Source organism: Vibrio anguillarum, from assembly GCF_003390515.1.
Classification (GTDB): Bacteria; Pseudomonadota; Gammaproteobacteria; order Enterobacterales; family Vibrionaceae; genus Vibrio; species Vibrio anguillarum.
Map to the genome: position 1 here is coordinate 206,116 of NZ_CP031479.1, position 14,952 is coordinate 221,067.

Consider the following 14,952-nt stretch of genomic DNA (forward strand, 5'->3'; position numbering starts at 1 on the left):
GATGGCAAAAGAATTTCTAATTGAATTAGGCACAGAAGAGCTACCACCAAAACAACTTCGCACTTTGGCTGAAGCGTTTGCGGCTAACTTTGCCGCAGAATTGAAAACCGCTGAACTGGCACACGAAGGCATCAAATGGTTTGCAACCCCTCGCCGTTTAGCACTGAAAGTGACCAACTTGGCCCAAGGTCAAGCGGATAAAGTGGTCGAAAAACGTGGCCCCGCTATTTCTGTTGCTTTTGATGCCGATGGCAATCCAACCAAAGCAGCACAAGGCTGGGCGCGTGGTAACGGCATTACTGTTGAGCAAGCGGATCGCCTAACAACAGAACAAGGTGAATGGCTACTGTTCAAACAGGAAGTCAAAGGCCAAGATGCCAAAGCTATTGTGGTTGAACTTGCCGCCAAAGCGTTAGCAAACTTGCCTATCGCCAAACCCATGCGCTGGGGTGATAAAGAAACACAATTTATCCGCCCAGTAAAAACTCTGACTATTTTGATGGGTGATGAACTGATCGAAGGTGAGATCTTAGGCGTAGCTTCTGCGCGCACCATTCGTGGCCACCGCTTTATGGGCGAAAAAGAGTTCACCATCGATTCAGCAGAGCAATACCCAGCGATTTTAGAACAGCGCGGTAAAGTAATCGCCGATTACGATGCACGTAAAGCAATAATTATTGCGGATGCACAAAAAGCAGCGCTACAGGTTGGCGGTGTTGCCGATCTTGACGATGACTTGGTTGAAGAAGTGACCTCACTGGTTGAATGGCCAGTGGTGCTGACGGCGAAATTTGAAGAAAAATTCCTTAAAGTACCGTCAGAAGCTTTGGTTTACACCATGAAAGGTGACCAAAAATACTTCCCGGTTTATTCTCATCAGATGAGCGATGCGAATAAGCAATTGCTGCCTAACTTTATTTTCGTCTCTAACATCGAGTCGAAAGAGCCTCGCCATGTTATCGAAGGCAACGAGAAAGTCGTTCGTCCACGCTTAGCGGACGCGGAATTCTTCTTTAATACCGATCTCAAAAGCAAATTAGTCGATCGTCTACCACGACTAGAAACCGCGATTTTCCAGCAGCAGTTAGGTACGATTAAAGATAAAACTGACCGTATTACTGAACTGGCTGGTTACATTGCAGAACAGATTGGCGCGGATGTAGAAAAATCAAAACGTGCGGGCTTACTGGCTAAATGCGATTTGATGACCTCAATGGTGTTTGAATTTACCGACACGCAAGGCGTGATGGGTATGCATTATGCTCGCCATGACGGAGAAGCAGAAGAAGTCGCCGTTGCACTAAACGAACAGTACATGCCACGCTTTGCTGGCGATGCTCTGCCAACCAATGGCGTTTCCGCCGCTGTGGCAATCGCAGACAAGCTAGACACCATAGTCGGCATCTTCGGTATTGGCCAAGCACCAAAAGGCTCGGATCCCTTTGCTCTGCGTCGCGCATCACTGGGTGTACTGCGCATCATCGTTGAATACGGCTATAACTTGGACTTAGTTGACCTCGTAGCAAAAGCGAAATCGCTGTTTGGTGATCGCCTTACCAACGACAACGTTGAGCACGATGTAATTGAGTTTATGCTTGGCCGTTTCCGTGCTTGGTATCAAGATGAAGGTTTTAGCGTCGACATCATCCAAGCGGTACTTGCTCGTCGTCCAACCAAACCCGCTGATTTTGACAAACGTGTTAAAGCGGTTTCCCACTTCCGTGAACTGGAAGCGGCTGAAGCCCTAGCGGCGGCAAACAAGCGTGTCGGTAACATTTTAGCGAAATTTGACGGTGAACTGGCTGCAGAAATCAACCTAACACTTCTTCAAGAAGTGGCCGAAAAAGCCTTAGCGGAAGAAGTGGAAGTGATGACCGAAGCACTAGAACCTGCTTTCGCTACCGGTGATTACCAACAAGCACTGAGCAAGCTGGCAGCACTACGTGAACCTGTTGATGCTTTCTTTGATAATGTCATGGTGATGGCAGACGATGAAGCATTAAAACAAAACCGTTTAACGCTGCTCAACAACTTGCGTAATCTGTTCCTACAAATTGCTGATATTTCACTGCTGCAAAAGTAGTCGCTGATATTTCGGCACACAAATTAATCTATCAAAGCCCAGCGGCCATCCGCTGGGCTTTTTGTTTTATCTGACCGCAGTGTGTTATTTGGCGAAAAATAGTGCTTTGACTCGCAAAAACATTGGGGTATGTTCAAGGATTACTCGATGGGCATGGCATCGTTTCATGCCCCTTTATGCAAGCAAATACAAGAATGAATTAGGCAGTCAGCAATGCAGTTTTCGAAATTTGGTGAAAAATTTAATCAGTATTCCGGTATTACCCAGTTAATGGACGATCTCAATGATGGCCTGCGCACTCCCGGAGCCATTATGCTCGGCGGTGGTAACCCAGCTGCCATTCCCGCCATGATTGACTACTTTCATCAAACCAGTGCTGACATGCTTAGCAGTGGTGAACTGATCGCTGCCCTCGCCAACTATGATGGCCCACAAGGTAAAGATCTGTTCGTTAAATCTCTCGCAAAACTGCTCAAAGAAACCTATGGCTGGGAAATCAGTGAAAAGAACATTAGCTTAACCAATGGCAGCCAGAGTGGATTTTTCTATCTATTTAATCTATTTGCTGGCCAGCAAGCTGATGGTTCACATAAGAAAATTTTACTGCCATTAGCGCCTGAATATATTGGTTATGGTGATGCCGGGATAGATGAAGATATTTTTGTCTCCTATCGCCCAGAAATAGAACTACTCGACAATGGCTTATTCAAATACCACGTGGATTTCGAAACCTTGAGCGTGGATTCGTCGGTAGCCGCCATTTGTGCTTCCCGTCCAACCAATCCGACGGGAAATGTGCTCACAGAACAAGAGATCCACAAGCTCGATAAGCTGGCTAGAGAGAACAATATCCCACTGATTATCGACAATGCATACGGCGTTCCATTTCCCAACATCATTTTTGAAGAGATTGAACCCTTTTGGAATGACAACACCATTTTATGCATGAGCCTTTCGAAACTGGGTTTACCCGGTGTGCGCTGCGGTATCGTCATTGCCAACGAAACCATTACCCAAGCATTAACCAACATGAATGGCATCATTAGCTTAGCGCCAGGCAGCATCGGCCCAGCCATTGCTCATCATATGATTGAAAAAGGCGATCTATTAAGGCTCAGTCGCGATGTGATCAAGCCCTTCTACCAGCAGAAATCACAAAGAGCAGTCGAGTTACTCAAGCAAGCCATTAGCGACCCGCGCTTTCGTATCCATAAACCAGAAGGGGCGATCTTTTTATGGCTCTGGTTTGATGAGCTCCCTATAACCACCATGGAACTTTACCAACGTCTAAAAGCCAGAGGAGTATTGATTGTACCGGGTGAATATTTCTTTATTGGTCAACAAGACGATTGGCAACACGCGCATCAGTGTCTGCGCATGAACTACGTGCAAGATGATGAAGCCATGCAAAAGGGCATTCAAATTATTGCTCAAGAAGTGGCATTAGCTTATCAACAGTAATTCATCCTTTCTGCCATGAAAAAGAGCGCCAAAAGGCGCTCTTTCACTACTTTAATGTGGCCAGTAACTTAATTGTTCTCAATTAAGTTTTTACCATTAATCGCAATTTTACGTGGTTGCATCGCTTCAGGTGTTTCACGTTCAAGATCCACGTGTAGCAAGCCATTTTCCATTGTGGCTCCGAGCACTTTGACATAGTCGGCCAATTGGAATTTACGTTCAAAATCGCGCTCAGCAATACCTTGGTAGACGTAGTTTTTATTCTCTTCGGGTTTACGTTCGCCACGCACAATCAGCGTATTTTCTTGTTGAGTAATCTCAATCTGCTCTTCAGAAAAACCAGCTACCGCCATCGTGATGCGATATTTATTGTCGTCTTGCTGTTCAATATTGTACGGAGGGTAACCCGCAGAGCTATTCTTCGCTGAACTGGATTCCATCATGTTTAATAGACGGTCAAAACCAATTGCGTTGCGGTATAAAGGAGTGAAATCTACTGTTCTCATCATACTATCCTCATCATAAGCAATAGCCTTAGCGCATAGGCGCTAAGCCGTTAGCAGCCATTCTTTCAACATGGAGCTAACAACACATTTAATGATCACAACACAAGGCTCCTCTTAAGAGAGCAAACCTGTGTCGCCATTCCAGAGGTCCTTACGGCATCCTCTTCATTGATAGATATAGGGGCACTAAAATTCTTTTCAAGGATTTTTTGAAAAATTTTTTAGTCCTCGCTAAAGCGAGCAGAAACTAGAAAGAGGACATCAAATCAAACTGATACTTCGTAGGGTTACAAAGCCTTCATTAGCAGGATATAGAGTCAATACAGAGACATAAAAAAGCCTAACGATATCATTAGGCTTTATTTTGCACTTTAACCGATGAAAACTTATTTTATTTTCCGCGTTTTTTCCTTTCTTTAATTACACTGCTTTCTTCCATTTTTTCTTGCTTTAATTTCCGCTTTTCTTTTAGGCTAAGTTGCGCTTTTTTCATATCTTTCTTACTCATAGTAATCTCCTTATTTTAACGAAGAAATTTAATTTACACACGTTAGTGACTTTTCAGGAAGAATATTAACCACTTTATATTCTCGCTCTTTTCCTAAAATATATAATTTAAAACACTCTTGCTCACGTAATCCAAAAATAGAAGCGCCTAAATAAGAGTAAAGTGATACGAGACCATCATTAGGGTTGTTCCGCTCACCAAGCACTATAATAATTTGATAAGGTTGACACTTTTCTGTATCAACAAAACTGACCCTATCTCCAACGTTGACTCGGCGCTCTGCCGTAGAATATCTGGCCAATGATTCTGCTTCTATTCTCTCGAAAAGAGTCAGTAAAATCAGTGGAGACTGATAGGTAACAAATAAGCTTGTTATTATTTTACTTTTAAAAAAAACAAGCCAACGCTTAAATAAATTGATATTTATTACTCCTTACAATAATTCCAAAAATAGATTAGATAATATCCGAAAGTTAGACCTTCGGATTTATTACTGTAAGATAAATAACAAACCCACATCTCCTAAAAAGTAATTAATGAATACTATATCGGCCAAAAAATATAATTCAAGCTCATAAAAACCTCTAAAAACATGGAATAAAATAAAATAGTAGATACTTTTTTTTATTGAGAGAAAATCCCAATAAAAAAACGTTTATGACCTTTTATCCTTGAAGACAACCTAAGATAAGTAGAAAGTGTTGATGCTAAAAATGGTTGCTCCCACGTTGGGTGACTTTGTATTGACCATAAAAAAACACCGCTCTTGCGAAACGGTGTTTTTGGGATTTGCTTTATAGCAACGACTTAGACATCGAGGTTGGCAACTTTTAAGGCGTTCTCTTCGATGAATGCGCGACGCGGCTCAACTTGATCACCCATCAAGGTGGTAAACAGTTCATCAGCACCAACAGCATCTTCAATCGTGACTTGCAGCATACGGCGAGATTCAGGATCCATCGTCGTTTCCCACAGCTGATCTGGGTTCATTTCACCTAGACCTTTGTAGCGTTGTAGGCTTAGGCCACGACGAGACTCTTTAATTAACCAGTTCAACGCATCAACAAAGTTATCGACAGGTTGAATACGCTCACCACGTTGAATGTAAGCCCCTTCTTCAACTAAGCCATAAAGTGCTTCAGAAAGGTCCGCCAGCTTGCTGTACTCTTTCGAATTGAGCAAATCAGCACTTAATAGATGTTGATGCGTTACACCATGAGTGCGCACTACAATCTTAGGCTGATAAATACCAAGCTCTGCATTGTGCTCAGTTTCAATGCTGTATTGGCTTGCGCCAACTTCTTTCGCATTTAACTGCTCCACCAGCTGTTTGCCCCACGCTTCTACTACTGCAGAATCAGCGCATTGATCAACAATGATACGCGGCATATAGATGAATTCATGGATCAAGGCGTAAGGGTAGCGGCGGCTCATGCGCTCCACCAGCTTAATGGCGACATTGTATTGCTTAACCAAGGTTTCTAACGCTTCGCCTGCTAATGCTGGCGCTTGAGGGTTAACATGCAGTGAGGCACCATCCAATGCCAAAGCAACTTGGTATTGGTTCATCGCATCTTCATCTTTGATGTACTGCTCTTGCTTGCCTTTTTTCACTTTATACAAAGGCGGTTGAGCAATGTAGATGTAGCCACGCTCAATCAGCTCAGGCATTTGACGATAAAAGAAGGTCAGCAGTAGCGTACGAATGTGCGAACCGTCGACGTCCGCATCGGTCATGATGATGATGTTGTGATAACGCAGTTTGTCTGGGTTATATTCATCACGGCCAATGCCACAGCCTAATGCGGTGATAAGCGTTGCGACTTCTTGCGAAGAAAGCATTTTGTCGAAACGAGCTTTTTCAACGTTAAGAATTTTACCTTTCAGCGGCAAAATCGCTTGGTTTTTACGGTTACGTCCCTGCTTGGCAGAACCGCCAGCAGAGTCCCCTTCCACTATGTACAGTTCAGATAGTGCAGGATCTTTTTCTTGGCAATCGGCGAGTTTACCCGGCAAACCGGCAAGATCTAACGCACCTTTACGACGTGTCATTTCACGCGCTTTACGCGCCGCTTCACGAGCACGAGCCGCATCAATGATTTTTGAACAGACCATTTTGGCTTCACTTGGGTTTTCAGCCAAAAACTCCGCCAATTTCTCACCCATTGCTGACTCAACCGCAGATTTCACCTCGGATGAAACCAATTTATCTTTAGTTTGGCTAGAGAACTTAGGATCCGGCACTTTCACTGAAACCACCGCGGTTAAGCCTTCACGAGCATCATCACCCGAGGTCGCCGCTTGCGCTTTTTTCGAGAAGCCTTCTTTATCCATGAAGGTGTTTAGGGTACGAGTTAACGCCCCACGGAAACCCGCTAAGTGGGCACCACCATCACGTTGAGGAATGTTGTTGGTAAAGCAGTAAATGTTTTCTTGGAAACCATCGTTCCACTGCATCGCCACTTCCACGGTAATCCCATCGTCACGCTCAGAGCTGAAATGGAATACTTTTTCATGGATCGGCGTTTTATTGCGGTTTAAATGGCCAACAAACGCTTTAATACCACCTTCATATCTGAAGTGGTCTTTTTTGTCTTCTTCGCGTTCATCAAACAGTTTGATGGATACACCAGAGTTTAGGAAAGAGAGCTCACGCAGACGCTTAGCTAAAATATCGTAATGGAATTCAATGTTGGTAAAGGTTTCAGCACTTGGCCAAAAACGCAGGGTTGTCCCGGTTTTATCGGTTTCACCCACCACAGCCAACGGTGCTTGTGGCACACCGTGACAATAAGTTTGTGTGTGAATAGCGCCGTTACGATAGATAGTCAGTAGCACTTTTTCAGACAGCGCGTTGACGACGGACACACCGACACCATGCAGACCACCCGAAACCTTGTATGAGTTGTCATCAAATTTACCGCCCGCATGCAGAACCGTCATAATAACTTCCGCGGCAGAAACTTGTTCTTCTTCGTGAAGGTCGGTAGGAATACCACGGCCATCATCGCTAACTGAAACTGAATTGTCTTCGTGAATAGTCACTACGATGTCTTTACAGTGACCTGCCAACGCTTCATCAATTGAGTTATCCACCACCTCAAAAACCATGTGGTGCAGACCGGTGCCATCATCCGTGTCGCCGATGTACATTCCTGGACGTTTACGAACCGCGTCCAGACCCTTCAGTACCTTAATACTCGATGAATCGTAATTATTCGACATGAGTTACTCTCTCACTATTTTATCCGTGCTCTATTGTGCCATGTTCCACATGAAACATCTTGCTGTTTGACTCAATCATGTCTGCAACTTGGCCTTGCGTAATAGAACTTACAAAAACTTGTGCCCCCGTCGATTTTAAGCAATCCGCTAAACGCTTACGACGATGGCTATCTAATTCGGAAGCAAAGTCATCAATTAAATAGATGCATTGCTTACCTGTCAGCTCGGTTAAGTGTTGTCCTTGTGCGACGCGCAGTGCACACACCATTAATTTAAGCTGACCGCGTGATAGAACATCTTCAACCGGTGTTCCATTGACCTTTATTTTTAAATCCGCTTTATTCGGGCCACTGAATGTGTAGCCTAGCGATTGATCGCGTTCGAAGTTTTTCTCGAGGATTTGTTGATAGGGCGTCTCTTTTTCCCAACCACGATAATACTTCATTTGCACATCAAATTCTGGCAAAAAACTGCGACACAACGCCTCGGCAACACACTTCATTTGCGTCACATAATGTGTGCGCCATGCATCGATTTGTTCAGCCAAGCGCGCCATCTCCTGATCCCAGTAACTGAGTTCACGATAATGGGTTGCCGTTTTTAACAACGCATTGCGCTGCTTATTGAGGCGCTTAAAACGCCCCCATGCATCATAAAAGGCAGGTTCACTATGAAATACCCCCCAATCAATAAATGCACGTCGTTGTTTTGGTCCATCGGTGAGCAGATCAAACCCTTCCGGATGAATCAATTGCAAAGGTAAAACTTGTGCCAGTTGCGCCAGTTTTTGCCCAGATTGACCGCCTATTTTAACCTCTGTTGAACCGTCACGCTGCTTATTAATGCCAATCGGTAGCTCAAATTGATCCGAGGTCAAAAAACGCCCATGCACAAACAGCTCCTGACACTCATTTTGTATGACGCGTCCGGTTAAGGCGCTTTTGAACGAGCGACCATGACCCAGCAGGTAAATCGCTTCCAATACACTGGTTTTGCCGCTGCCATTAGGGCCAATAAGAAAGTTAAAGCCTGATGATAATGGGATATCACAGGCTTTAATATTGCGAAATTGTTGGACGATTAAACGAGTCAGCGGCATTGCGCAAACTTAAAGTCGGATCGGCATGACGACATACATCGCGCTGTCGTCATCGCGATTTTCAATCAGCGCGCTGGCGTTGGCGTCAGACATCGATACACGAACCTGTTCACAACGTAATGTATTCAGTACATCGAGCACATAGCTGACGTTAAAACCGATTTCGATAGCGTCGCCTTCAAAGGTGACATCCAACAACTCTTCCGCTTCTTCTTGCTCTGGGTTGTTGGCGGTAATGCGCATTTCATTATCCGCAAGATTAACCCGTACCCCGCGAAACTTTTCATTTGAGAGAATCGCGGCACGAGAAAATGCCTGACGTAACTCATCACAGCCCGTTTCTAAGGTTTTGGTCGTTTGCTGCGGCATAACGCGGCGATAATCAGGGAAGCGGCCATCAACCAGCTTAGAAGTGAAGATGAAATTATTCACTTGGGCGCGCAAATTTGAGCTACCAATTTGCAGCACAACCGGCTGTTCTGGCGCATCAAGTAACTTGACCAGTTCCTGTACCCCTTTACGCGGCACGATGATCTGTTTATTGGCAAAATCCGCGCTGAGTGCCGTTTGCGAAACCGCCATACGGTGTCCATCGGTTGCCACAGAGCGCAAGGTTGAACCGTCGATTTCAAATAGCATACCGTTCAGGTAATAACGCACATCTTGGTTAGCCATCGAAAACTGGGTTTTCTCAATTAAACTGCGCAGTTCTGCCTGAGTGAGCGACACTTCCACTTCACTTTGCCAATCTTCAATATTAGGAAAGTCACTGGCAGGTAAGGTTGCCAGAGAGAAACGGCTACGGCCAGAACGCATCTGAATGCGATCGCCTTCCAATACCACAGTGATCACGGCGCTATCGGGCAAGCCGCGACAAATATCTAAAAATTTACGCGCAGGGACAGTGATGCTTCCTGCTTCGCACTCACCTTCAAGTGTCACGCGGCTAATCAGTTCGACTTCAAGATCGGTCGCCGTCATCGACAGCTCGTTCTCTTCCACTTTGAGCAACAAATTACCAAGAATTGGCAAAGTCGCACGTCCGCCTAATGTTCCAGATACTTGCTGAAGTGGCTTAATGAAGTGGCTACGTTCAATAGTAAATTTCATAGTTAGCTCTTACGATGTTATCGGGCAACCCTAAATGTGAGGGTTAAAATAGCTGATATAAGAAGGTTGTGCATCAAGAAGACAGGGTACGAATTAAATTCGAATAGTCTTCTTTGATGTCGTGGCTCTCTTCACGTAACTGCTGGATTTTACGGCAAGCGTGCAGCACTGTCGTATGATCTCGGCCACCAAACGCATCACCAATTTCAGGCAAGCTGTGGTTAGTCAGCTCTTTAGCCAGTGCCATCGCCAACTGGCGTGGACGAGCAACCGAGCGAGAGCGACGTTTAGAAAGCAAATCCGCCACTTTAATTTTGTAGTATTCCGCCACGGTCTTTTGAATGTTATCAATGGTGACCAATTTTTCTTGCAAAGCTAATAAGTCACGCAGCGCTTCACGCACAAAATCGATGGTGATCGGACGGCCGGTAAAGTTAGCGTTGGCGATAACACGGTTTAGTGCACCTTCCAATTCACGCACGTTGGAACGTAAGCGTTTGGCAATAAAAAAGGCAACTTCATCGGCAAGATGAATTTGGTGATCTTCTGCCTTCTTCATTAAAATCGCGACACGCGTTTCAAGCTCTGGTGGCTCAATCGCGACCGTCAAACCCCAACCAAAACGAGATTTCAGGCGATCTTCCACCCCATTGATCTCTTTAGGGTAGCGGTCGGAAGTCAAAATGATTTGTTGGTTACCTTCAAGCAATGCGTTAAAGGTATGAAAGAACTCTTCTTGCGAACGCTCTTTATTGGCAAAGAATTGAATATCATCGATCAAGAGTGCATCGACACTGCGGTAATAGCGTTTGAACTCTTCAATCGCATTATTTTGCAGCGCTTTCACCATATCTTGCACGAAACGCTCTGAGTGCATGTAAATCACTTTCGCATTAGGGTTGTTATCAACAATCGCATTACCAACGGCGTGCAATAAGTGTGTTTTACCTAGCCCTGTACCACCGTATAAGAAGAGTGGGTTATAGGCCGCGCCGGGGTTATCGGAAACTTGACGCGCTGCAGCCAAACCAAGTTGGTTCGATTTACCTTCAACGAAGTTATTGAACTTATGTTTAGGGTTAACGTTTGATCTGTGATTAATGTCTGCCACAACCGTGTCGTTTTCCCACGTACGATGTACTGGTTTACGCGCTTGTAACTGTGCAGGAGCTGAAGATTCAGCCGCGACATCCGCTTGAGTACGAACGGGAGCAGCTTTAGGCGCGCTGACCCGGCGACTACCCACTTCAAAACGCAGGTTCGGGGTATCGTGGCCACAATGCTCTTGCAGTAGTCGGTTGATGCTGTTGATGTATTTATCGCGCACCCAATCAAGCACAAATCGGTTTGGGGCGAATAAAGTGAGAGTATTGTCATTGAGCTCCGCTTGTAACGGACGTACCCACATGCTGAATTCCGCTGCTGGTAACTCTTCTTGAAGCTGTTGCAAACATTGCAACCAAAGCGAAGATGACACGGTTGCCCTCACCTTAAGTAAATGATCGAAAAGACTGGCGATTTTACCTGTTGATAACCAAGATCGCCAGCGATTGATCCGTGATCCAGTGAATAAGATCGAAGTTATTCACACAATTTGCGCTTGATTTTTGTCGATCTTCACAATTAGCACCACTTTACCCACACGATGATCCACATATACAAGGATCCTCTATACTTATCCCCAATTGTGTCACTATGTTCGGTTATGGTTAATAACTACTGGTTATTTATTCTATTGAGTGCTTTACCAGTAACATCCCTCTCTATAAATATAAGGAGTTTCAAGATGAAAAACTGGGTTAAAGTCGCCATTACTGCAATTGCACTATCCGCTGCAAGCGTACACGCGGCAACGGAAATAAAAGTCGGCATGTCAGGGCGCTATTTTCCATTCACTTTTGTCAAACAAGACAAGCTGCAAGGCTTTGAAGTGGATGTTTGGGATGAGATAGGTAAACGCAATGATTACGATGTAAAATATGTTACTGCTAATTTCTCCGGTCTCTTTGGCCTGCTTGAAACTGGCCGAATTGATACCATTTCAAACCAAATCACCGTCACAGAAGCACGTAAAGCGAAATACTTATTTGCTGACCCGTATGTCATCGACGGTGCACAAATTACCGTTCGCAAAGGTAATGACAGCATTAAAGGGATTGACGATCTTGCCGGCAAAACGGTCGCGGTCAATTTAGGCTCAAACTTCGAGCAGCTACTGCGCAGCTTTGACAAAGACAATAAAATCATAATCAAAACTTACGATACTAGCATTGAACATGACGTTGCTCTTGGTCGTGCCGATGCGTTTGTGATGGATCGCCTTTCGGCTCTGGAATTGATTAAAACAACGGGCTTACCGTTGCAATTGGCTGGTCACCCTTTTGAAACCATTGAAAACGCTTGGCCGTTTGTTAACAACGAGCAAGGCCAAAAACTGCAAGCTGAAGTGAATCAAGCGTTAGCCTCGATGCGCGCTGATGGCACACTGAGTGCGATTTCTGAAAAATGGTTTGCTGCCGATATCACCAATAAGTAAATTCCCCTATTATCAAAAGATAGGATTGAGGTGGAACCACACATTCCACCTTTTTTGTTTTAAAAAGGTAAGCCGATGGGATTTGATTTTCACTATATGCTTGAGCTGATGCCAATACTGCTCAGGTATTTAGGCACCACCATGGAGATGGCGACTTGGGGCTTAGTGTTTGCTTTGATCCTGTCGGTCATTTTAGCCAATATTCGTGTGTTCAAAGTGCCCATTTTGGATCCGCTAAGCCAGCTGTACATCAGCTTTTTCCGCGGTACTCCCCTGCTGGTACAACTATTTCTACTCTACTATGGTCTGCCGCAAGTGTTACCGTGGATGGTCGGTTTAAATGCATTTAGCGCCGCGGTGATCGGGCTAACTCTTCACTTCGCCGCTTATATGGCAGAAAGTATTCGCGCCGCCATTTTGGGTATTGATCGCAGCCAAATGGAAGCGAGTTTGTCTGTGGGTATGACCACAAGCCAAGCAATGCGCCGCATTATTTTGCCGCAAGCTACTCGTATCGCGTTGCCATCATTAATGAATTACTTCATTGATATGATCAAATCGACCTCATTAGCTTTTACATTAGGAGTCGCTGAGATCATGGCTAGAGCGCAGATGGAAGCTTCGTCAAGCTTTCGCTTCTTTGAAGCTTTCCTCGCCGTTGCATTAATTTACTGGGCCGTAGTGGTGGTACTGACTCGGGTACAAATTTGGGCTGAAGAGAGACTCAATAAGGCGTATGTACGATGATTAAACTCGATAATATTCATAAGCGCTTTGGCGATACTGAAGTGCTCAAAGGCATCAGCTTAGCAATAGAAAAAGGTGAAATCATCGTCATTATTGGCTCAAGCGGTACAGGTAAATCGACCTTACTGCGCTGCGTCAACTTCCTAGAACGCGCAGACCAAGGCTCCATTACTATTGATGATGTCACCGTCGACACCCAGCAACAGACCAAAGCAGATGTATTAGCACTGCGCAGAAAAACAGGCTTTGTTTTTCAAAACTACGCGCTGTTTGCTCATATGACGGCGAGGCAAAATGTCGCCGAAGGGCTCATTACGGTGCACGGTTGGAAAAAAGATCTCGCCCTGACCCGCGCACAGCAGATTTTGGATGACATCGGTCTTGGGGATAAAGGAGAGAGTTATCCCGCAGCGCTTTCAGGTGGCCAGCAGCAGCGCGTTGGGATCGGTCGTGCGATGGCGCTACAACCAGAATTGCTGCTATTTGATGAACCTACGTCAGCACTCGATCCTGAATGGGTTGGCGAAGTGCTTGCTTTAATGAAGAAATTAGCCACTCATCACCAAACAATGCTGGTGGTTACCCATGAGATGCAGTTTGCAAAGGAGGTAGCCGATCGCGTGATCTTCATGGCCGATGGGCAAATTGTAGAGCAAGGCTCTCCACAGGATATCTTTGGTAATCCACAGGATCCTAAGCTCAAGAAATTTTTAAATCAGGTGGGGATCGACGAAGGATCCTTGTGATTTAAAGGAGACTGCGTATAATCCCCCGACCGGAATTTTAGTGAACCCAATCGTTGACACTTATTGTGACAGTGATTACAATTCCGCCTCTTTGTTGAGAGGCGTCGGATTCCTTTCTTTCTATTAAAGAAGCGAAAATATGCCCACGCCGGGTTTATTTGAACCTAAAAACTACTGATCAGTAAGGTAATTACACATGTCTAAACGCACTTTTCAACCTACCGTTCTAAAGCGCAAGCGTACTCACGGTTTCCGTGCACGCATGGCAACTAAGAATGGCCGTAAGGTTATTAATGCACGTCGTGCTAAAGGCCGCGCGCGCCTGTCAAAATAATTCGCGATTATTTTGAATACGTACGCGTTCAATCGGGAGTTACGTTTGTTAACTCCCGAACATTATAAAAAAGTCTTCCAGCAAGCGCACAGCGCAGGCTCCCCCCATTTCACTATCATTGCTCGCGAAAACGCTCTTACCCACCCAAGGTTAGGGTTGGCCGTCCCCAAAAAACAGATCAAAACTGCTGTTGGCCGTAATCGCTTCAAACGCCTCGCTCGCGAAAGCTTCCGTAATAAACAGCATCAACTTCCTAACAAAGATTTTGTTGTGATTGCGAAAAAGAGCGCGCAAGATTTAAGCAATGAAGAAATGTTCAAACTATTTGAAAAATTATGGCATCGCCTGTCTCGCCCTTCGCGTGGTTAGCAATCGGATTAGTCCGTCTTTACCAAGGAATCATCAGTCCTCTGCTTGGACCACGCTGTCGTTTTACTCCAACCTGTTCAAACTATGCGATAGAAGCGTTGAAAGCTCACGGTTTTGTAAAAGGGTGTTGGTTATCAGGCAAACGTCTATTAAAATGCCACCCTTTGAACGAAGGGGGTTTTGACCCCGTTCCGCCACCAGTCCAAAAACAAGACAGAGATAATTAAC

Annotated in this window: 14 protein-coding genes; 8 read left to right on the top strand and 6 right to left on the bottom strand. The window is 45.0% G+C overall.

Annotation, left to right across the window (positions count from 1 at the left end):
* The first annotated feature begins 1 nt into the window (after window position 1).
* Complete coding sequence (gene glyS, locus DD616_RS04990) at window positions 2–2,083, top strand: glycine--tRNA ligase subunit beta (RefSeq protein ID WP_208872023.1); 2,082 nt, start codon at window positions 2–4, stop codon at window positions 2,081–2,083.
* 213 nt (window positions 2,084–2,296) lie between these two features.
* Complete coding sequence (locus tag DD616_RS04995) at window positions 2,297–3,544, top strand: valine--pyruvate transaminase (protein ID WP_010319942.1); 1,248 nt, start codon at window positions 2,297–2,299, stop codon at window positions 3,542–3,544.
* A gap of 68 nt (window positions 3,545–3,612) precedes the next feature.
* Here the strand turns inward: DD616_RS04995 and DD616_RS05000 are convergent, their stop codons facing one another.
* The 6 genes from DD616_RS05000 to dnaA form a co-directional block, all read right to left on the bottom strand.
* Complete coding sequence (locus DD616_RS05000; RefSeq protein WP_010319943.1) at window positions 3,613–4,050, bottom strand: Hsp20 family protein; 438 nt, start codon at window positions 4,048–4,050, stop codon at window positions 3,613–3,615.
* 536 nt (window positions 4,051–4,586) lie between these two features.
* On the bottom strand, window positions 4,587–4,859 hold the full coding sequence (locus tag DD616_RS05005) for a GreA/GreB family elongation factor (protein WP_017046366.1): 273 nt from the start codon (window positions 4,857–4,859) through the stop codon (window positions 4,587–4,589).
* 506 nt (window positions 4,860–5,365) lie between these two features.
* Window positions 5,366–7,783: a DNA topoisomerase (ATP-hydrolyzing) subunit B gene (gene gyrB / locus DD616_RS05010; RefSeq protein WP_013855574.1), complete on the bottom strand. Its 2,418-nt coding sequence runs from the start codon at window positions 7,781–7,783 to the stop codon at window positions 5,366–5,368.
* Window positions 7,784–7,802: 19 nt separating this feature from the next.
* Entirely contained in the window at window positions 7,803–8,882 is a 1,080-nt protein-coding gene (gene recF, locus DD616_RS05015) for a DNA replication/repair protein RecF (RefSeq protein ID WP_013855575.1), read from the bottom strand.
* 9 nt (window positions 8,883–8,891) lie between these two features.
* On the bottom strand, window positions 8,892–9,992 hold the full coding sequence (gene dnaN / locus DD616_RS05020) for a DNA polymerase III subunit beta (protein ID WP_017046368.1): 1,101 nt from the start codon (window positions 9,990–9,992) through the stop codon (window positions 8,892–8,894).
* 73 nt (window positions 9,993–10,065) lie between these two features.
* Entirely contained in the window at window positions 10,066–11,469 is a 1,404-nt protein-coding gene (gene dnaA / locus DD616_RS05025) for a chromosomal replication initiator protein DnaA (RefSeq protein WP_010319947.1), read from the bottom strand.
* A gap of 309 nt (window positions 11,470–11,778) precedes the next feature.
* Here dnaA and DD616_RS05030 point away from each other — a divergent pair, with 309 nt between their 5' ends.
* From DD616_RS05030 to yidD, 6 genes are all read left to right on the top strand, one after another.
* Window positions 11,779–12,528: an amino acid ABC transporter substrate-binding protein gene (locus DD616_RS05030; RefSeq protein ID WP_208872024.1), complete on the top strand. Its 750-nt coding sequence runs from the start codon at window positions 11,779–11,781 to the stop codon at window positions 12,526–12,528.
* Window positions 12,529–12,603: 75 nt separating this feature from the next.
* Window positions 12,604–13,275, top strand: a complete 672-nt coding sequence (locus DD616_RS05035) for an amino acid ABC transporter permease (RefSeq protein ID WP_010319949.1) — start codon at window positions 12,604–12,606, stop codon at window positions 13,273–13,275.
* Complete coding sequence (locus DD616_RS05040) at window positions 13,272–14,021, top strand: amino acid ABC transporter ATP-binding protein (protein WP_013855580.1); 750 nt, start codon at window positions 13,272–13,274, stop codon at window positions 14,019–14,021. The genes DD616_RS05035 and DD616_RS05040 overlap by 4 nt, the downstream gene beginning before the upstream one ends.
* A 196-nt stretch (window positions 14,022–14,217) precedes the next feature.
* Window positions 14,218–14,355 (top strand): 50S ribosomal protein L34, encoded by a 138-nt coding sequence (gene rpmH / locus DD616_RS05045; protein WP_010319951.1) that lies wholly within the window; start codon window positions 14,218–14,220, stop codon window positions 14,353–14,355.
* 12 nt (window positions 14,356–14,367) lie between these two features.
* A complete protein-coding gene (gene rnpA / locus DD616_RS05050; RefSeq protein ID WP_026027667.1) occupies window positions 14,368–14,724 on the top strand; it encodes a ribonuclease P protein component in 357 nt (118 codons plus the stop codon).
* Window positions 14,691–14,951, top strand: a complete 261-nt coding sequence (gene yidD, locus DD616_RS05055) for a membrane protein insertion efficiency factor YidD (RefSeq protein WP_017047818.1) — start codon at window positions 14,691–14,693, stop codon at window positions 14,949–14,951. Before rnpA ends, yidD begins: the two co-directional genes overlap by 34 nt.
* Window position 14,952: the final 1 nt, after the last annotated feature.